Source organism: Salipiger pentaromativorans, assembly GCF_024721115.1.
GTDB classification, from domain to species: Bacteria; Pseudomonadota; Alphaproteobacteria; order Rhodobacterales; family Rhodobacteraceae; genus Salipiger; species Salipiger pentaromativorans.
Genome location: NZ_JAMDHK010000003.1, coordinates 195,078 through 212,677, shown reverse-complemented (window position 1 = coordinate 212,677; position 17,600 = coordinate 195,078). Strand labels below are relative to the sequence as shown.

At 65.7% G+C, this 17,600-nt stretch carries 18 protein-coding genes; 12 read left to right on the top strand and 6 right to left on the bottom strand.

All coding sequences use genetic code 11. The features are described from left to right. Nucleotides 1–62: 62 nt before the first annotated feature. From M4578_RS06935 to pedF, 3 genes are all read right to left on the bottom strand, one after another. Entirely contained in the window at nucleotides 63–404 is a 342-nt protein-coding gene (locus M4578_RS06935; protein ID WP_258092733.1) for a hypothetical protein, read from the bottom strand. Nucleotides 405–476: 72 nt separating this feature from the next. Beyond that, nucleotides 477–1,367, bottom strand: coding sequence for a substrate-binding periplasmic protein (locus M4578_RS06930; protein ID WP_258092732.1), 891 nt, complete (start codon nucleotides 1,365–1,367; stop codon nucleotides 477–479). A gap of 1 nt (nucleotide 1,368) precedes the next feature. Then, a complete protein-coding gene (gene pedF / locus M4578_RS06925) occupies nucleotides 1,369–2,052 on the bottom strand; it encodes a cytochrome c-550 PedF (RefSeq protein WP_258092731.1) in 684 nt (227 codons plus the stop codon). 154 nt (nucleotides 2,053–2,206) lie between these two features. Between pedF and M4578_RS06920 the strand changes: the two genes are divergently transcribed. The 3 genes from M4578_RS06920 to M4578_RS06910 are packed head-to-tail and all read left to right on the top strand — an operon-like array spanning nucleotide 2,207 to nucleotide 4,909. Next, nucleotides 2,207–3,376, top strand: a complete 1,170-nt coding sequence (locus M4578_RS06920) for an ABC transporter substrate-binding protein (protein WP_258092730.1) — start codon at nucleotides 2,207–2,209, stop codon at nucleotides 3,374–3,376. Nucleotide 3,377: 1 nt separating this feature from the next. Further along, a complete protein-coding gene (locus M4578_RS06915; protein WP_258092729.1) occupies nucleotides 3,378–4,340 on the top strand; it encodes a YVTN family beta-propeller repeat protein in 963 nt (320 codons plus the stop codon). A gap of 32 nt (nucleotides 4,341–4,372) precedes the next feature. Further along, nucleotides 4,373–4,909: an SEL1-like repeat protein gene (locus M4578_RS06910; RefSeq protein WP_258092728.1), complete on the top strand. Its 537-nt coding sequence runs from the start codon at nucleotides 4,373–4,375 to the stop codon at nucleotides 4,907–4,909. A 171-nt stretch (nucleotides 4,910–5,080) separates the two neighbouring features. On the opposite strand, the gene M4578_RS06905 is transcribed toward M4578_RS06910, so the two are convergent. Beyond that, the gene (locus tag M4578_RS06905; RefSeq protein ID WP_258092727.1) at nucleotides 5,081–5,842 is read right to left on the bottom strand and encodes a polysaccharide lyase; all 762 of its coding nucleotides are present in this window, start codon (nucleotides 5,840–5,842) and stop codon (nucleotides 5,081–5,083) included. Between the two features lie 378 nt (nucleotides 5,843–6,220). Between M4578_RS06905 and M4578_RS06900 the strand changes: the two genes are divergently transcribed. Together M4578_RS06900 and M4578_RS06895 are read left to right on the top strand one after the other, a co-directional pair. Next, nucleotides 6,221–6,628, top strand: coding sequence for a c-type cytochrome (locus M4578_RS06900; protein WP_258092726.1), 408 nt, complete (start codon nucleotides 6,221–6,223; stop codon nucleotides 6,626–6,628). A gap of 121 nt (nucleotides 6,629–6,749) precedes the next feature. Beyond that, nucleotides 6,750–8,516 carry a PQQ-dependent methanol/ethanol family dehydrogenase gene (locus M4578_RS06895; protein ID WP_258092725.1) on the top strand — a complete coding sequence of 589 codons (1,767 nt, stop codon included), beginning with the start codon at nucleotides 6,750–6,752 and terminating at the stop codon, nucleotides 8,514–8,516. A gap of 82 nt (nucleotides 8,517–8,598) precedes the next feature. Here the strand turns inward: M4578_RS06895 and M4578_RS06890 are convergent, their stop codons facing one another. Beyond that, complete coding sequence (locus M4578_RS06890) at nucleotides 8,599–9,420, bottom strand: MurR/RpiR family transcriptional regulator (protein ID WP_258092724.1); 822 nt, start codon at nucleotides 9,418–9,420, stop codon at nucleotides 8,599–8,601. Between the two features lie 139 nt (nucleotides 9,421–9,559). Here M4578_RS06890 and M4578_RS06885 point away from each other — a divergent pair, with 139 nt between their 5' ends. The 6 genes from M4578_RS06885 (at nucleotide 9,560) to M4578_RS06860 (ending at nucleotide 15,910) form a co-directional block, all read left to right on the top strand. Next, nucleotides 9,560–10,096, top strand: a complete 537-nt coding sequence (locus M4578_RS06885; RefSeq protein WP_258092723.1) for a TRAP transporter small permease — start codon at nucleotides 9,560–9,562, stop codon at nucleotides 10,094–10,096. A 1-nt stretch (nucleotide 10,097) separates the two neighbouring features. Beyond that, nucleotides 10,098–11,381 (top strand): TRAP transporter large permease, encoded by a 1,284-nt coding sequence (locus M4578_RS06880; RefSeq protein ID WP_258092722.1) that lies wholly within the window; start codon nucleotides 10,098–10,100, stop codon nucleotides 11,379–11,381. A 32-nt stretch (nucleotides 11,382–11,413) separates the two neighbouring features. Next, on the top strand, nucleotides 11,414–12,442 hold the full coding sequence (locus M4578_RS06875; protein ID WP_258092721.1) for a TRAP transporter substrate-binding protein: 1,029 nt from the start codon (nucleotides 11,414–11,416) through the stop codon (nucleotides 12,440–12,442). A gap of 95 nt (nucleotides 12,443–12,537) precedes the next feature. Then, on the top strand, nucleotides 12,538–13,779 hold the full coding sequence (locus M4578_RS06870) for a diaminopropionate ammonia-lyase (RefSeq protein WP_258092720.1): 1,242 nt from the start codon (nucleotides 12,538–12,540) through the stop codon (nucleotides 13,777–13,779). After that, nucleotides 13,776–15,005 carry a Zn-dependent hydrolase gene (locus tag M4578_RS06865; protein ID WP_258092719.1) on the top strand — a complete coding sequence of 410 codons (1,230 nt, stop codon included), beginning with the start codon at nucleotides 13,776–13,778 and terminating at the stop codon, nucleotides 15,003–15,005. Before M4578_RS06870 ends, M4578_RS06865 begins: the two co-directional genes overlap by 4 nt. After that, nucleotides 15,002–15,910 (top strand): N-carbamoyl-D-amino-acid hydrolase, encoded by a 909-nt coding sequence (locus M4578_RS06860; protein WP_258092718.1) that lies wholly within the window; start codon nucleotides 15,002–15,004, stop codon nucleotides 15,908–15,910. The genes M4578_RS06865 and M4578_RS06860 overlap by 4 nt, the downstream gene beginning before the upstream one ends. A 12-nt stretch (nucleotides 15,911–15,922) precedes the next feature. On the opposite strand, the gene M4578_RS06855 is transcribed toward M4578_RS06860, so the two are convergent. Next, nucleotides 15,923–16,771: a MurR/RpiR family transcriptional regulator gene (locus M4578_RS06855; RefSeq protein WP_258092717.1), complete on the bottom strand. Its 849-nt coding sequence runs from the start codon at nucleotides 16,769–16,771 to the stop codon at nucleotides 15,923–15,925. Nucleotides 16,772–16,897: 126 nt separating this feature from the next. Here M4578_RS06855 and M4578_RS06850 point away from each other — a divergent pair, with 126 nt between their 5' ends. Then, nucleotides 16,898–17,584 carry a 5-formyltetrahydrofolate cyclo-ligase gene (locus M4578_RS06850; protein WP_258092716.1) on the top strand — a complete coding sequence of 229 codons (687 nt, stop codon included), beginning with the start codon at nucleotides 16,898–16,900 and terminating at the stop codon, nucleotides 17,582–17,584. The last annotated feature ends 16 nt before the right edge of the window (nucleotides 17,585–17,600 follow it).

Below are 17,600 nucleotides of genomic sequence, written 5' to 3'. Positions count from 1 at the left end.
CTCCGGGGCCGCGTGGAGGCATTGCGGTGCCCTGCGCGACCCGCAAATACGCCTGTCAGAGCTTAGTAGAAGGTGTAGGTTTTTCCGCGTCCTGGCCCGCTCCGGTAGGTGAAATAGAAGGTGCCCTTCTTTTCGCCGATGACGAAATTGTATTTCCTGTTATTCGCCTGGTCGTGGACCTTGACCGTCCCGGAGCTGGTGATCTTATAGGTGCCCTCTTCCCGCGACCCGTTCTTGTGGGTTGTCCAGAACGTGCCGTCCTTGTTGAAAACGCTGACAGAGCCGCCCGAATAGACACGTTTCTGCGCCGTCAGAACTTCGAATGCCTTCTGGCCGTTGAATTGTTCGGCAAGTGCGGCAACGGGGGCGACGGCGAGCGCGGCGATCAATATCAGAAATTTCATGCCTCTGACCTTTTACTGGAATGCAATCGGCCAAAAGCTGCCATAGAGAAAGACGAAACTCAACGGAAAGAGTCATCTTTCCGGTGCGAGATGCGTCAGCCCGTGATCCGCAAAGATCGCCGCGATCCGCCCGTCCTCGAGCCCCGCGCGAATGGCATCGTCCACCGCATAGCCGAGCGCGCGGTAGCGCATATGCACCGCCACCCCCACGGTCCAGCGGCTGACGGCAAAGCCCGCCAGCGGCGGCTGGTGGATGCCGATGCCCGGCGCAACACCCGCTTCGAGCTGCGCCAGAGGCCCCATGGCCGCCATGGTCTCGCCCTCCGCCAGCGCGCCCATCGCGGCGGCGTAGCTTGGATAGCGCCGCACCCCCTGCGCAAGCTGCCCGCCGGCAAAGGAGGTGAGGTAGAAATCCGAGATCGAGTCGTTCTCCACCGCCACCGTGTCGAAGCGGAAATAGGCGGGCACAGGCTTGTCCTCGGGATAGGCCTCTTCGCGATAGGCGATGGCGATCTGCTCGGCGGCGTATTGGCCGGTGAACACGACCTGCTCCACGCGGCAGGCATAGGCGCTGTCATAGGGCACATGCAGCATGACGTTCGAGACGCGTCCGCCGATCACCGGCCCTTTCCAGACGTTGTTGCGCAGATCCGCGTCGAGGTTCTCGCCCGCCGGCACCAGATGAAAGCGCGGCTCCACCCCGAGATCGGCGGCGATCAGCCGGCCGATCTCGATGTCCACACCGGCGGGCTTGCCCTTTTCCTCATAGGACCAGGGCGGGAACTCCTCATAGGCCGCGAAGTCGATATAGCCGCGCTCGAGAATCGTATCGAGATCCTGCCCGACGATGTCGCGGCTGGCGTTCTGCGGTTTCGGCTGGGGGGTCCAGTCCTCGCAACGCGCGAAAGCCGGGCCTGCAAATGCAAGCCCGGCCAGCGCGGCGATCACATGACGCCGCAACATTTCAGTGCGCCGCAGACAGCCCGATCGTCAGCGTCTCGGCGGCATGCGCCGTCGCCGTGGGATCGGCTGCAAGCTGGTTGGCGGCGCGGAAGGCGATGCTGTCGGCGACGGGCGCGCCCGACAGCGTCTCGATCTCGCCCGCGATCTCGGTCAGACGCGCCTGGAGGGCAGAGACATCGCCCTCGCCGGCGGCGAGCTGGTCGCGGATGGCTTTCAGCTCGTCCGATTGGTCCTCGATGGCGGAATCGTCCGGGCGTGCCTCGATATAGGTGCGGATCGCCCAGGCGGCTTTCTGGCCCAGAAGCTCGCCGAAGGCGGGCATCTTGGTGATGCCGTTCTGGGTATAGCCGTGGCGGAAGCGCTCGATGAACCATTCGTCGCCGTATTCCTCGGCCTCCAGAAAGCGCAGATCCGGGGCCAGACCGCCCGAGATCACCTCGAGCCCGTGGCAGCGGGCGCAGTTCTGGTTGTAGCCCGAGGAGCCGATCTCCACCGCCTTCAGCCAGACATCCTCTCCGGCGTCGCGATAGGGGTTCTCGCTTAGCCACTCCTCGCCGACCTCTGGCAGCATGTCGGTATTGACGGGCTGCGGGGCGACATCGCCATGGGCGAAGGCAAGGTTGGCGGCGGCGACGAACACGGCGGCACCCATCAGGACAGGGCGCGAAACTCTTCTGGCGGACATGGGACCTCCTCCGTTTCCACTGGTTTCATTTTGGTTAGCAAGGGTCCCCTGCGGGCCATATTGGACCTTGGTCGCGAAACCCGCCCGTCTCCGACCATGGTCTTACGGCGGCGCGGCGCGCGGCGGCGTAGTCTGCCGTCAGGGAGGACTACTCATGCGTGTCATCGGGCTGGCTGCCGTGTTTTCGCTGGTGCTGGGGGCCGCTGCGGCCTCCGAGACCAAGCTGCGCATCGGCTATTTGGAGGTCGAGCGGCCCGCGCCGCCGGTCTTGTCGAATCTCGACGCGGTGCCCGAGGATCTTGGCCTCGCGGGCGCGCGGCTGGGGCTGAGCGACAACGCGACGACCGGCAGGTTTCTCGGCCAGACCTACACCATGTCCGAAGTTCTGGTGCCCGAAGGCGGCGACGCAATCGCCGCGGCGCGCGCGCTGCTCGCCTCCTCGCGGGCGATCGTGCTGGACGCGTCCGCCGAGGTACTGACCGCCATCGCCGATCTGCCCGAGGCGCAGGGCGCGCTGCTCTTCAATGCCACGGCGCCCGATGCCGTGCTGCGCGACACGGACTGCCGCGCCAATCTGCTGCACACGATCTCGTCGGACGCCATGCGCGCCGACGCGCTGGCGCAGTTTCTGGTGCAGCGGCGCTGGACCGATGTGGCGCTGATCAAGGGCGGTCACCCCCGCGATCTGGCCTTCGCCGCCGCGCTGCGGGCCTCCGCCGGGAAATTCCGCCTGAAGCTTGTGGGCGAGAAAACCTGGGTCTTCGACGCCGACATGCGCCGCAACGCCAGCGCCGAGGTGCCTCTTTTCACGCAGGATTTCCGCGATCACGACGTGCTGCTCATCGCCGACGAGATCGGCGATTTCGGCCGCTATGTGGTCTATAACACCTGGCTGCCGCGCCCGGTCGCGGGCTCGGAAGAGCTGGTGCCGCAGGCCTGGGCGCCGGTGGTCGAGCAATGGGGGGCGGCGCAGCTTCAGTCGCGCTTCGAGGATCAGGCCGGGCGCGAGATGGCGCCTGAGGATTACGCCGCCTGGGCCGCCCTGCGGGCGCTGGGCGAGGCGGTGACCCGCACCGGATCGGACGATGTGGCGGTGCTGCGCGCCTATATGCTGTCCGGGGATTTCGAGCTGGCGGGTTTCAAGGGCCGCCCGCTGAGCTTTCGCCCCTGGAACGGGCAGCTTCGCCAGCCCATTCCCATCGTCACCGACCGGGCGGTGGTGGCAACCGCGCCGCTCGAGGGGTTCTTTCACCAGGGCAACGAGCTCGACACGCTCGGGCGCGACGCCCCGGAAAGCGCCTGCCGCGCATTCGAGGAGCACTGACATGCTGAGACTGACTTTTGCGCTGGCCCTGCTGGGCGCGCCCGCCGCCGCCGGCGAAATCTGGGTGACCAATGAAAAGGACGACACGATCAGCGTGATCGACACCGCAACGCTGGAGGTCACCCGCACGATTCCCACCGGCGAACGCCCGCGCGGCATCACCTTTTCCCACGATTATTCGCGGGTCTATATCTGTGCCTCCGACAGCGACGCGGTGCAGGTGATGGACCCGGTCTCGGGCGAGATCCTGCACGATCTGCCTTCGGGAGAGGACCCCGAGCAATTCGTGCTGCATCCGGACAACCGGCGGCTCTATATCGCCAATGAGGATGACGCGATCACCACCGTGGTCGATACCGAGACCCGCCGGGTGATCGAACAGATCGACGTGGGAATCGAGCCAGAGGGCATGGCGGTGAGCCCGGACGGAAAGATCGTGGTCACCACCTCGGAAACCACCAATATGGCGCATTGGATCGACACGGAAAGCGAGGCGATCTTTGCCAATACGCTGGTCGACTCGCGTCCGCGCCATGCGGAATTCGTCAAGGACGGCGCCGAGCTGTGGGTCTCCGCCGAGATCGGCGGCACGGTCACGGTCTTCGACACCGCGACGCAGGCCGAGAAGGCGAAACTCCATTTCGCCATCAAGGGCGTGCATGAGGATCGCATCCAGCCGGTGGGGTTCGAGCTGACACCGGACGGCAAGACTGCCTTTATCGCGCTTGGTCCGGCAAACCACGTCGCGGTGGTCAATGCCGAGACCTATGAGGTCGAGGAGTATCTGCTGGTGGGCCGCCGTGTCTGGCACATGGCCTTTGACGGCGATCACAGCACGCTTTTTACCACAAACGGGATCTCCGGCGATGTTACGGTGATCGACGTGGCAAAGCGCAAGCCGGTGAAGACGATCAAGGTGGGGCGCTTCCCCTGGGGGGCGGCCTATCGTCCGACCGGGGGCTGAGCTTCGGCTGCGATCTGGGAGAGGAGACGAGGATGCGGAACATTCTGACGGCCCTGTGCCTGCTGGCGACGGCGCCAGCCTGGGCGGCGGGGGACGAATACGGCACCACCAACCCCGAAGAGCTGACCTGGCAATCGCTGCGCGACCGCGCGGCGGAGGGCGACACCGACATGATGGTCTGCGCCTCGGGCTATCTGATGACGAAATCCGGCGATCACGCCACCGCCCGCACGATCTTCGAGGCCTGTGCGGCGGCGGGCTACACGGCTGCGATGACCTGGATGTCCTATATGGAGCAGAACGGTTTTGGCGGCGAGTTCGACCCCGATGCGGCGGCGGAATGGGACCGGCAGGCCGCCGAGGCGGGCGACCCGGTGGGCAAGTTCAACCACGGTGTGAACCTGATGCGCGGCTTCGGCATCGCTCGGGACGAGGCTGCCGGGCGGAAGCTGATCGACGAGGCGGCGGGCGCGGGGCTGCCGGTGGCGAAGCGGTTACAGGGCGCGGGCTACGACCTCGACGAGATCACGCCGGACGCCGATAACTGGCGCTATGCGCCGGTGTTCTGAGGGGCGGTTGGCCGGCAAAACAGAATTCAGTGAACGGCCCGATCCGGCCGTTAAAGGCAGTGGTTCCCAAGGCTGCATGCTGGCGCCGACGCGTCGGTACGGCTCCATCCAGGCAGATCAACTGCGGCCCCGGAAGCGGCGACCGCCCGTTTGGTGAATACAGGCGCCTGCCTATAGGGGCGCTCGCGTAATGTTTGCGAAATAGGCGGTTTGCGTTGGCAATTTCGAGCCGCCGTTGCGCTGAAGATAACGGCTGAGAAAGCTCCGATACAGGCCGTAACGGACGCGCTGGCGACTGCTTTTCGAGTCGATATTGGGCCCGTTATGGGACAGGACTTCTCGTCCTTCGCGCTTCAGGACAATGCGGCCGTCATTGCGCTTGGACCAGTGAACGTCGAGCACGAAATCTTGCCACCGCCCACGGACACCGCGCGCGACGCGGCGTATGACAACGGGCCGCAGCGGATTCATCCGGTCGCCCTGCAAACGAGACGGATCGTGCAGCACGAAGTTGATATCGTTGCCAACGAGCTCCATCGTGATCGAGGGCTTTCCGGTCCCGTGGGGCTTGACCTGCCAGAATATCAAATTCGTCGGGCCCACGTCCGGCGTATCGGCGGGAAAGAAAACCGAAAACGTGTAGCGATAGCTGTGCCCTTCCAGATTTGCCGTGCGGCTTTCGATGAGCTCGGCGCGCTCGCGGTCGTTTCGACAATCATCTCCCCTGCAAGCCCCACCCGGCAGAGAAAATGCCCTCACGGCAGTCCCAGAGGGATGCGCAATGTTTCGCGTAATTCCCATGGTCGAGCCGCGCGCGGCGTCTCGATCAAATTTCCCGAAACCCGATTGTGCGGAGGCGATGGACGCCGACACCGCGAATATCAAAAAAAGACACGCAAGAAATAGATGACGCATAAGAAATACCTGGATCAATGGGCGTGAATGTACCTCCTGAGCATGCATTGCGCGCCTGTACCCGTCAACGCCCGTCCCGGCGGGGTGGATGACGCCCGCGCGCCGCAAAACCGTGAACGAAGCGGCTTCAGATCCGCGTTTTGTGCAGGCCCGGCTTCCATGGCCACGGATCCACCCCACTTGGCGGCGTTGTTGAGGGGCGCGCAGGCCCGCAAGCCGCCATAAACCCTCTCGCCAGAGGGGCTGCCCGGCCTTCCGGAGCGTCCCTGCCTTTAGACCATGGTGCAATACCCCTCTCCCCGCGCCGGCGGGATACTCGGGGCGGTCACGCGGGCCCCTTGCGCGAACGGTGCGTTGCGCGTGTCCGAAACGATTGCAAAACCCCGGGAGATCCCCATGCACCGTTACATCGCCCTTGCCGCGCTCTGCCTTGCCACGCCGGCGCTTGCCAACACTTTCGACGAGGTCAAGGTCTCGGCTGGAAAGCAGTTTTTCGATTCCGAATGCCGCCGCTGCCATGCCGTTGATTCCAAAGATCCTTCCTATGGTCCGCCACTGGAAAACGTGCTGTATCGCGGCGCCGGAACCTACCCCGATTACGACTATTCCACCGCGCTTTCCGCCTCGGGAATCGTCTGGACCCCGGCGGCGCTGCGGGCCTGGATGGAGGACAATGACGGTTTCATGCCCGGCACCAAGATGCGCCATGTGGGCATCGAGGACCGCACCGTTCAGGACTTTATCCTGTCCTATCTCGCCGCGATCACCACGCAGGACAACCGCGCCATCGAGGGTCAGGACTGACCCTGCCGAAAGGTCTTACGACCATGGTGCAATTCATCTTCGGCGCTCTGCCGGAGATGCTCTGAACCGGAGGGCGGCCAAGCGTGCCGCGGATTCCGAACCGTCTCGAAGGGAGGACACAATGAACCGCTTCATCTTGGCCGTGACCGCCGGTCTGCTTGCCGCCGGCATGGCACAGGCGCAGGTCACCGAAGAGGATCTGGCCAACGACCAGACCATGACCAACCAGGTCGTCACCAACGGCATGGGGCGCCATCTGCAGCGCTACAGCCCGCTGGAGACGCTGAACAAGGACAACGTCAAGAACCTGATGCCCGCCTGGGCCTTTTCCATGGGCGGCGAAAAGCAGCGCGGCCAGGAAACCCAGCCGATCGTCTATGACGGGGTGATGTATGTTACCGGCTCCTATTCGCGGATGTACGCCATCGACGTGAAGACGGGCGAGGAAATCTGGCAATACGATGCGCGTCTGCCCGAAGGCATCCTGCCCTGCTGCGACGTGATCAACCGCGGCGCCGCGATCTATGGCGACAAGATCATCTTCGGCACGCTCGACGCCCGGCTTGTGGCGCTCGACCGCAAGACCGGCGATGTGGTCTGGCGCGACAAGATCGCCGATTACAAGGCGGGCTATTCCTACACCGCCGCGCCGCTGATCGTGAACGGGCTGGTGATCACCGGCAACTCGGGCGGCGAATTCGGCATCGTCGGCGAGGTGCAGGCGCGCGATGTCGAGACCGGGGACATGGTCTGGACCCGTCCCGTCATCGAGGGCCACATGGGCACGTTGAACGGCGAAGAAAGCACCATGACCGGCACGCTCAACGCCACCTGGCCGGGCGACATGTGGAAGACCGGCGGCGGCGCCACCTGGCTTGGCGGTTCCTACGATGCCGAGACCGACACGCTGGTCTTCGGCACCGGCAACCCGGCGCCCTGGAACAGCCACCTGCGCAACGCGGGTACGCCCACCGAAGGCAACACCGGCGACAACCTCTATGCCGCCTCGCGTCTGGGCATCGACCCGGCCACCGGCGAGATCAAGTGGCACTTCCAAACCACCCCGCGCGAGGGCTGGGACTATGACGGCGTGAACGAGGTCGTGGCCTATACCGACGCCGACGGCAACAAGCGCTTTGCCACCGCCGACCGCAACGGCTTCTTCTACGTGCTGAACCGCGAGGACGGCTCGTTCGTGAGCGCCCATCCCTTCGTCAAGGACATCACCTGGGCGAGCGGCATCGACGAGACCGGGCGCCCGATCTACAACGAAGACAACCGTCCCGGCGATCCCACCGCGGCGGCGGATGGCGGCAAGGGCGAGGTGGTGTTCTCGGCGCCGGGCTTCCTGGGCGGCAAGAACTGGATGCCCATGGCCTACAGCCAGAAGACCGGGCTGTTCTACGTGCCCTCGAACGAATGGGGCATGGACATCTGGAACGAGCCGGTGACCTACAAGAAGGGCGCCGCCTATCTCGGCTCGGGCTTCACCATCAAGCCGATGTACGAGGACCATATCGGGTCGCTCAAGGCCATCGACCCGGCCACCGGCGAATGGAAATGGGAATACGAGAACGAGGCGCCGCTCTGGGGCGGGGCGATGACAACCGCCGGCGGGCTGGTGTTCTTCGGCACGCCCGAGGGCAAGTTCATCGCGCTGGATGACGAGACCGGCGAAGAGCTGTGGTCGTTCCAGACCGGCTCGGGCATCGTCGGCCAGCCGATCACCTGGGAGATGGATGGCGAGCAATATGTCTCCATCGTGTCCGGCTGGGGCGGCGCGGTTCCGCTCTGGGGCGGCGAGGTCGCCAAGAAGGTGAACTATCTTAATCAGGGCGGCATGGTCTGGACGTTCAAGCTGCCCAAGCAGCTTGCCTCCGCCAACTGATCTGACGGACAGACGGTGCAGCGATACGCCGCGGATGCGGCGTATCGTTTTTTTGTGGCGCGGGCCGGTCTGACGGTGCGGGCTACTCCAGCTCCTGAAGCCGGTTGCGCAGCGCCTCCACCTCTTCGAGATAGCTTTGTCCGGCGCTTCCCAGCGCGCGGCGCGTCTCGATCGCCAGCAGCCGCAGCACCGCCATGGCACCGGAATAGGCATCGGCGAATTGCGTCGTGTCGACCTGACAGTCGATGGTCCAGGTGGCATGGGCCGGGGCCTCGCGGATCGTCTGATCGGCCATCAGCAGGATGCGGGCCCCGCGCGCGGCGATTTCCTCCACCACCTGGTTGAACCCGGCCGGACGCCGGCGCAGCCCGATCACCACCGCCAGATCGCCCTCGGTCAGCAGCGCGATGCCCTCGGCCTGGGTCTGGCCGGGCAGCAGCAGCGGCGACACCGCGCGCCGGATCTGCCCGAGTTGGGCGGTGACGTATTGCGCCAGAAAATGGCTGTTGCGGTAGCCCAGTGTCCGGATACGCGGCGCGGTGGCCATGGCCTGCACGATCTCGCGCAGGGTCACCGGGTTGAGCCGCGTGAGCGTGCCTTCGAGCACGTCGATCTCGCTTTTCAGGATGTCCGAGATCCGCTTGCTCGCCGGCGCGCTGTTGCCGGTGTAAAGCGGCGATCCGGTCGCGCGCATCCGGCGCGCCTGCTGCCGGGCCTGTTCGAAACTGTCATAGCCGAGCCGCCGGAAGAACCGGCTGACCGTCGCGTTCGAGGTGCCCGCCTGCGCGGCCAGCTCCGTCGCGGTCAGCACCGCCAGCTCGGCGGGATTGCCCAAAAGGGAGTCGGCGATGCGGCGCTCGCCGTCGGGCAGGGCGCCATAGGCCTCGTGAAGCCGCTGGGACATCGTCTTCTCCGTCGCGGCTGCTGCTTTGCCGGGCATCTCTCGTCTCGCTTGTGTGAAAAATTGATTTCATTATTGATCGATGTAAGAAAAGTGGATTTCAATCGGGGCGTCAAGTGATCCCGACGAGGCGAATCGAACCGTGTCCCAACTCTCCGTCACAGCCAGAGTCTGGAGCCTGCGCGTGAACTGGCTTGTCGAGCGGGTCTGCGTGGCGCTGCTCGTGCTGCTGGTGCTGGATGTCTGGCTGGGGGTTCTGGTGCGCTACGCGATCCCGCTGCCGCTGACCTTCACCGAAGAGCTGGCGCGCTACCTGATGATCTGGATGGCGCTTCTGGCGGTCTCTTCGGGCATCGCGCATCGCGAACATATCGGGGTGGAGTTCGTGTTCTCGCGCCTGCCCGCGGGGGTGCGGCGCTGGCTGGCCATCGCCTTCGACGTGATCGCCTTCGCCTTCTTCGCGGCGCTGTTCTTTTACGGCATCGGCTTTGCCGTGAAGGGGTTCTCGCGGCTGACGATGATCTATTCGATCCCCAAGGGCTGGCCCTTCATGGGCGTGCCGCTGGCGGCGTTCATGGCCTGCGTGCAGCTCCTGCTCACCGGCATCCACGATGTCTTTGCCGAGCGCGCGCCGGACAGCACCGGCGCGGCGCTTCCCCCGATGGACGAGGATTTCTGACATGGGTGCGCTGATCGTTGCCATCGCCTTTTTCGGGCTGCTCGCCTTCGGAATGCCTGTGGGGTTCGCCATCGGCGTGGCCGGGGTGGTGGGCATTCTCGATATGGGGCCGCGTTTCATGCAGATGGTGCCGGACCGGATGTTCGCCGGGCTCGATCTGTTTCCCTTCCTCGCCATGCCCTTTTTCATCCTCGCGGGCGAGATCATGAACCGCTCGGGCATCACGCAGGGGCTGGTCCGGCTGGCCGATGCGCTGGTGGGCTGGATGCGCGGCGGGATGGCGCATTCCAATATGGTGGCGTCGGTGATGTTCGCCGGGCTGACCGGCAGCGCCACCGCCGACAGCGCCGCCTTCGGCAACACGCTGGTGCCGGCGATGCAGAAGGCGGGATATTCGCGCCCCTATGCCTGCGCCGTCACCGCTGCCGGGTCGATCATCGGGCCGACCATTCCGCCCTCGACCCTGGCCATCATCTACGGCTCGATCATGGGCGTGTCGATCGCCGGGCTTTTCGCCGCCGGAATCCTGCCGGGGCTGCTGATCTGCGCCATCTGCATGGGCGTCATCGCGCTCACCGCAAAGCGCAAGAGGCTGCCCAAGGGCGAGGGGCGCCCGTCGTTCCGCGCCGTGGGCGCGGCGCTGAAAGAAGGCTTCCTTGCCGCGCTGCTGCCGGTCTTCATCCTCGGCTCGATCCTCGGCGGCTTTGCGACGCCGACCGAGGCCGCCGCCATCGCCGTCGCCTATGCGCTGGTGGTGGGCGGTCTGGTCTACCGCGCGCTGAGCTGGCGCGATCTTTACGAGATCGGCGTGCGCACCACGCGCATCACCGGCGTGATCTTCCTGATCATCGCCTCGGCCTCGATCCTCGGCTGGTGGATGACCTTCAACCGCATCCCGCAGGCCATCGCGAGCGGGATGCTGTCGGTCTCGGACAACCCGATGGTCATCATCGCGCTGATCCTGCTGCTGTTGCTGCTGATCGGGCTGGTGATGGACATCAACGCCACGCTGATCATCCTCGCCCCGGTGCTGGCGCCGCTGACGGTGCAGATCGGCATGGAGCCGGTGCATGCCGGCATCATGATCATTCTCGCGCTCAATATCTCGCTGATGACGCCACCGGTCGGCGCCTGTCTTTTCGTGCTGGCCTCGGTCACCGGCGAAAAGGTCGAGGCGATCACCAAGGAGCTCTGGCCCTTCATCCTGGCCGAAGTCGCGATCCTGATCGTCGTCGCCTACTGGTCCGACCTGACCCTCTTCATTCCAAGACTGCTCGGGCTCTGAGATCCGGGCAACCAACCAAGGGAGCAAACCGTATGAAATTCCTCGCAACCACCGCCCTCGCAGCCGTCATGGCCACCGGCGCCTTTGCCCAGGACATCACCATCCGTCTGGCGCATCTGAACCCCGAAGATCCCTTCGGCTCGCATTCCGGCGCCATGTCGGCGGTGTTCAAATCGCTGGTCGAATCCAATTCCAACGGCCGGATCGAGGTGCAGCTCTTCCCCAACGGCCAGCTTGGCAAGGATAACGAGGTGATCGAGCAGGTGCGTTCGGGCCTCGTGGAAACGACGATCTCCTCCTCGGGCGGGATGGCGCAGCATTATCCGCTGGTGGGGGTGTTCGACATTCCCTTCGCCTTCCCGAATATCGGCGTGGCCTCCAAGGTGATCGACACCGACAGCGCCTTCGGCCAGACATTCGTCGCCGATCTCGAGGCGAAGACCGGCCTTGAGGTGCTGGGTCTGCTGGATTCCGGCGGCTTCTTCGCCTTCACCGACAGCGTGCGCCCCATCGCCAGCGTCGAGGATATGGACGGGCTCAAGATCCGCACCATGACCCTGCCGACTCATGAGGCGATGATCTCGTCGCTGGGCGGCCAGCCGACGCCGTTGCCCTGGGCCGAGGTCTATACCGCGTTGCAGACCGGCGTGGCCGATGGCCAGATGAACCCGGTGCCGATCATCGCCTTCGCCAAGTTCGACGAGGTGCAGAAATATCTCTCGATCACCAACCACCTGATCACGCCCTATATCTGGACGATGAACGCCGATTTCCTGGCCTCGCTGTCCGAAGAGGACCAGTATCTGGTGAAATGGGCCGCCGATGTCGCCACCGATGCCGGCCGCGCCATGAGCCGCGTCATCGAAGCCTCGGACAAGGGGCTGCCGGCGCTGGCGGCGAAGATGGAGGTGAATGTGGTCACCCCCGAGGAGCAGGCCAAGTTCGCCGAGGCCGCGCAGCCGGCGGTCCGCACGCTGATCGCGGAGAAATATGGCGCCGAGGGCACGGCGATGCTCGATGCCATGATGGCGTCGATCGAGGAAGAGAAAACCGACTTCTGATCGGCGCAGCCATTGCCGGGGCGCGTTCCGTCCCTTTCGCGCCCCGGCAAACCCGTGCAAGACACGGGCGACAGGAAAGACCCCAAGGACAGCGCATGACCACCGAATTCACGCGCGGCGCGGGCACCGACGCCGCCTTCACTCTTTGCCTCAACCCGCTGGCAGGGAAAGACAAACCCTGGACGGCCGAACAGGATGCGATCCTGTCCGATGCCGGTCTGGCGCTGGCGCGCGCAACCGTGTCCGGCTGGCCCGGCTATGCCGAGACGCCGCTTCACGCCTTGCCCGCGCTGGCCGCCGAGCTGGGCATCGCGGCGCTGTCCTACAAGGACGAGGGCGCGCGGTTCGGGCTCGGCAGCTTCAAGGCGCTAGGCGGGGCCTATGCGGTGACCCGGCTTCTGGCCAAGGAGCTGTCGAAGGCGGTGGGGCGGGCGGTCACGATGGCGGAGGTGACGCAGGTTGCCTTTCCCGAAGAGGCCGCGAAGATCACCGTGTGCTGCGCCACCGATGGCAATCACGGGCGCTCGGTTGCCTGGGGCGCGCGGAATTTCGGCTGCGGCTGCGTGATCTTCATCCACGCCACGGTGTCGGAGGGGCGCAAGACCGCCATCGAAGCCTATGGCGCCGAGGTGCGCCGCTGCGCCGGCAATTATGACGACAGCGTGCGCGAGGCCCAGCAGACGGCGACGCGCGAGGGCTGGTTCGTGGTCTCCGATACCTCTTACGAAGGCTATATGGAGATCCCCAAGGATGTGATGCAGGGCTATGAGGTGATGGCGGCAGAGGCCTTCGACGCGATGGCCGTGCCGCCGACCCATATCTTCCTTCAGACCGGCGTGGGGGGGATGGCCGCCGCCGTCACCGCGCAGGCGGTGCGGCGCTGGGGCGCCGCGCGGCCGCTGGTGGTGCTTTGCGACCCGGATCTGTCCGCCTGCTGGCTGGAAACGATGCGGGCGGGCAGTCCGACCCCGGTCGAGGGCGATCTCGACACGCTGATGGCGGGGCTGGCCTGCGGCGAGGTCTCGGCGCTGGCCTGGGAGATTCTGCGCGATCATGGCGATGCGGTGATGGCGCTGACCGACGCCTCGGCCATCGCGGCGATGCGCCGGCTGGCGCGGCCCGGGGGCGGCGATCCGGCGATTGTCGCGGGGGAATCCGCCGTCGCGGGGCTTGCGGGGCTGGTCGCGGCGATGGGCGACCCCGAGGCGCGGCGGCTTCTGTCGCTCGGTGCGGACTCGCGGGTGCTGGTGTTCGGCACCGAGGGCGACACCGATCCGGCGCTTTACGAAGAGCTGGTCGGGCGTTCGGCAGAGGCCGTGCGCGGCGGCGCGGCATGACCCCCGCCATTTCCCCGGCGCGGTTGATGCGCCGTCTCACGGCGCTTGGCGAGATCGGCGCGCTGGAGGGCGGCGGGGTCTGCCGTCTGGCGCTCGGCGACGCCGACAAGGCCGGGCGCGACTGGCTGGTGGCCGAGATGGAGCGGCTGGGGCTGGCGGTCTTTGTCGATGCCATCGGGAATATCTGGGGGCTGCGCGCGGGCCGGGGGCAGGGCGCCCCGGTCATGGTCGGCTCGCATATCGACACGGTGGCGACCGGCGGGCTCTATGACGGCGCGCTGGGTGTGCTGGCCGGGCTGGAGCTGATCGAGACGCTGAACGAGAACGGCATCGACACCGAGGCGCCGGTGGCCGTCGCCGCCTTCACCAATGAGGAGGGCGCGCGCTTTGCCCCCGACATGATGGGGTCGGGCGTCTATTGCGGGGCGCTGGGGCGCGACGAGATGCTGGCCGTCACCGCGACCGACGGCGCGGGTGTGGTGGGCGCCGAGCTTGATCGCATCGGCTATCGCGGCAGCGCCGCGCCGGTTGTCCCTGCCGCCTATCTGGAGCTGCATATCGAACAGGGCCCGGTGCTGGAACGCGAGGGTCTGCGGATCGGCGCGGTGACCGGGGTGCAGGGCATTCACTGGACCGAATTCACCGTGCACGGTCAGACCAATCACGCCGGCACCACCCCCATGGCGCTGCGCAGGGATGCGGGGCAGGTGGCCATGCGCATCGCGCGCGAGGCGGATGCCATCGCCGCCGCGTTCGGCCCGCCGCAGGTGGCGACCGTGGGGGTGTTCGAACTGTCGCCGGGTCTGGTCAACGTGGTGCCCGAGACGGCGCGGCTGACGGTCGATCTGCGCAACACCGATGGCAACCGGCTGAACGAGGCGACAAGGCGCCTGACCGGGTTTGCCGAGACGGCGGCGGCGCAGGCGGGCTGCACGCTGAGCACCCGGCCGCTGGCCCGGTTCGCGCCGGTGGGGTTCGATGCGGCGCTTGTGGGCAAGGTCGAGGCGGCGGCGCGCGCGCGCCAGATGAGCGTGCGCAGGATGCCCTCGGGGGCGGGCCATGACGCGCAGATGTTCGCACCGCTCTGCCCCACGGCGATGATCTTTGTCCCTTCGGAGAAGGGGCTCAGCCACAATGTGAAGGAACATAGCGACGAGGCGGATTGCGCTGCGGGCGCGCAGATGCTGCTCGACCTCGTCTGCGATCTGGCAGGAGCACGGATATGAGCCGGAAATTCGTCGTCGCGGGCGCCCAGATGGGGCCGATTGCAAAGGACGAGCCGCGGGCGTCCGCCGTCGCGCGGCTCTGCGCCATGATGCGGCAGGCGCATGCCCGGGGGGCGGCGCTGGTGGTCTTTCCCGAACTGGCGCTGACCACCTTCTTTCCGCGCTGGTTCATCGAGGAACCCGCCGAGATCGACCGCTGGTTCGAGACCGCGATGCCCAACGAGACGGTGCAGCCGCTATTCGATCTGGCGCGGGAGCTGGGGATCGGCTTTCACCTCGGCTATGCCGAGCGCACGCCGGAGGGGCGGCATTTCAACACCGCCATTCTGGTGTCCGAGGCGGGCGAGATCGTCGGCAAATATCGCAAGATCCATCTGCCGGGACATCGCGGGAACGAGCCCTGGCGCCCGTTCCAGCATCTCGAGAAGCGCTATTTCGAAAAGGGCGATCTGGGCTTTCCGGTCTATGACACGCTGGGCGGAAAGCTGGGCATGTGCATCTGCAACGACCGGCGCTGGCCCGAAACCTGGCGCATGCTGGGGCTGGGCGGGGCCGAGCTTGTGGTGCTGGGCTATAACACGCCGCTGCATTACCCGCCCGCGCCCGAGCACGATCACCTGCAATATTTCCACAACGAACTGTCGGTGCAGGCCGGGTGTTATCAGAACGGTCTCTGGGCGGTCGCCGTCGCCAAGGCCGGGATGGAGGAAGGCTCGGAACTGATCGGCGGCAGCGTGATCGTGGCACCCACCGGCGAAATCCTCGCCCGTGCCGCGACCGCGGGGGACGAGGTGATCACGGCGGAGATCGACCTCGACCGCTGCACCGAGATCCGCGCCAATGTGTTCAACTTCGCGCTGCATCGCGAGCCCGAGGATTATGCGCTGATCACCGCGCCGAAATGATCCGCTCCCGGCTCAGTCGAAAAGGTCCAGCTCTTCGTCGATGGCGGCGAGCGTGGCGATGCGCTGGCTGACGCTTTCGGGGTTCTGCCCCATATAGGCCACCGCCATCAGCCGCAGCACCGAGAGCATGGTGGCATGGGTCGCCAGCACGCCATAGCTGGCCGCATGGCAGGGCAGGACGATGTCCGAGAACCGCTCGGCCTGCGGCTGGAAGCCGTGATCGGTGACCGTCACGATCCGCATCCGCGTGGTGCGGGCATGGGCCAGAAGGCTGCGCAGCAGCTTGGGGCGCGGCTCGAAAGTCAGCAGCACCAGCACGTCGCGCGGGCCCGCCGTCGACAGCTCGTTGGCCCAGCTCAGCCCGGTGCCCTGCAATTGCGATACCCCGTGGCGCAGCCGCGAGAACATCGAGGCGCCCATCGCCGCCATGCCGTGTTCGTCGCCGAACCCCAGGAACCAGACCCGCGGCGCATTGGCCAGAAGCGATGCCAGCTCGGGCATCAGATCGGCGCGCATTTCCTCGAAGGTGCGGGTGATGTTGCGCAGCTCCAGCTCGAGGTGATCCGAGATCGTCCGCCCCAGGCCGATGGGCTCGGGCGTCGATTCGAGCTGGGCGTAGGGTTCGCGCCGGTTGCGCTCTTCCCGGGCCTGTAGGCGGACTTCTTCAAAGTCCGCATAGCCGAGATTGCGGAAAAAACGGGCAGTCGTCGCTTTCGAGACACCGGCGATCGAGGCCAGCTCGGTCGCAGTATGTGTCTCTACAAGGTTCTGATTTTGCAGCAGAACTTGCGCAATCTTCTTTTCGCTCGAGGTCAGGCGCGCCTGCCGCTCCTGAATTCTGAGGATCAGTCTTGAGGCCATGGGACGGAATTCTTCTTGACGAAAGAAACTGGTGTTTCATGTTCATGAAACAGTGAAACACATGAAATGATCAAGATGTCGACCTCCAAGGTTATCCGCGAAAAAATATGGACCAGGCTGCATGACGTGGCGAGGCCCGATACCCGCTTTCATCTCAATTTCGCCGAGGTGATCCCCGATTTCGAAGGCTCGGAGACGGCCACCGACGCGCTGGTCGCCGATCCGGCCTATCAGGCCAGCGGCTTTGCCTTCATCACCCCCGACAATTGCCTCGCCGATCTGCGGCGGCGGATGATCGAGGCGGGCAAGCCCTTTGTGATGTCCACCTATGGCATCTACCGGGGCTTCCTGCTGATGGAGCCCGAGCGCGTGCCCGAGGGCGCGGCGCTCTATGCCTCCTGGCTCGACGGGATGGAGCATTTCGGCCGCCCGATTACGCTGGAGGAAATCGCCCGCCGGGGCCGGTTCGATTACCTGGTGACCGGCGCCTCGGCGGTGTCGGTGAACGGTGTGCGCTTCGGCAAGGGGCACGGGTTCTTCGATCTCGAATGGGGCATGTTCACCGATCTCGGCCTCGTCGGCGAGACGACGCCGGTGCATGCGGTGGTGCATGACGTGCAGCTTGTCGAGGATCAGCTGCAACCCTCCGAGACCGACATCCTGGTCGACAAGATCTTCACGCCCTCGCGCACCCATGTGGTCGAGCGGCGCGCCAAGCGCCCGCGCGGCGTGAAATGGCCGCTGCTCGACCCCAAGCAGATCGCCGAGACCCCGCCGTTGCAGGAGTTGCAGCGGATTCAGGGCCTTGCCTGACCTTCTTCACCGTCAA

Excerpts from the sequence above, each read along its gene's own strand:
- M4578_RS06935 (WP_258092733.1), bottom strand. The coding sequence starts at position 404 with ATGAAATTTCTGATATTGATCGCCGCGCTCGCCGTCGCCCCCGTTGCC.
- M4578_RS06930 (WP_258092732.1), bottom strand. The coding sequence starts at position 1,367 with ATGTTGCGGCGTCATGTGATCGCCGCGCTGGCCGGGCTTGCATTTGCA.
- pedF (WP_258092731.1), bottom strand. The coding sequence starts at position 2,052 with ATGTCCGCCAGAAGAGTTTCGCGCCCTGTCCTGATGGGTGCCGCCGTG.
- M4578_RS06920 (WP_258092730.1), top strand. The coding sequence starts at position 2,207 with ATGCGTGTCATCGGGCTGGCTGCCGTGTTTTCGCTGGTGCTGGGGGCC.
- M4578_RS06915 (WP_258092729.1), top strand. The coding sequence starts at position 3,378 with ATGCTGAGACTGACTTTTGCGCTGGCCCTGCTGGGCGCGCCCGCCGCC.
- M4578_RS06910 (WP_258092728.1), top strand. The coding sequence starts at position 4,373 with ATGCGGAACATTCTGACGGCCCTGTGCCTGCTGGCGACGGCGCCAGCC.
- M4578_RS06900 (WP_258092726.1), top strand. The coding sequence starts at position 6,221 with ATGCACCGTTACATCGCCCTTGCCGCGCTCTGCCTTGCCACGCCGGCG.
- M4578_RS06895 (WP_258092725.1), top strand. The coding sequence starts at position 6,750 with ATGAACCGCTTCATCTTGGCCGTGACCGCCGGTCTGCTTGCCGCCGGC.
- M4578_RS06890 (WP_258092724.1), bottom strand. The coding sequence starts at position 9,420 with ATGTCCCAGCGGCTTCACGAGGCCTATGGCGCCCTGCCCGACGGCGAG.
- M4578_RS06880 (WP_258092722.1), top strand. The coding sequence starts at position 10,098 with ATGGGTGCGCTGATCGTTGCCATCGCCTTTTTCGGGCTGCTCGCCTTC.
- M4578_RS06875 (WP_258092721.1), top strand. The coding sequence starts at position 11,414 with ATGAAATTCCTCGCAACCACCGCCCTCGCAGCCGTCATGGCCACCGGC.
- M4578_RS06870 (WP_258092720.1), top strand. The coding sequence starts at position 12,538 with ATGACCACCGAATTCACGCGCGGCGCGGGCACCGACGCCGCCTTCACT.
- M4578_RS06865 (WP_258092719.1), top strand. The coding sequence starts at position 13,776 with ATGACCCCCGCCATTTCCCCGGCGCGGTTGATGCGCCGTCTCACGGCG.
- M4578_RS06860 (WP_258092718.1), top strand. The coding sequence starts at position 15,002 with ATGAGCCGGAAATTCGTCGTCGCGGGCGCCCAGATGGGGCCGATTGCA.
- M4578_RS06855 (WP_258092717.1), bottom strand. The coding sequence starts at position 16,771 with ATGGCCTCAAGACTGATCCTCAGAATTCAGGAGCGGCAGGCGCGCCTG.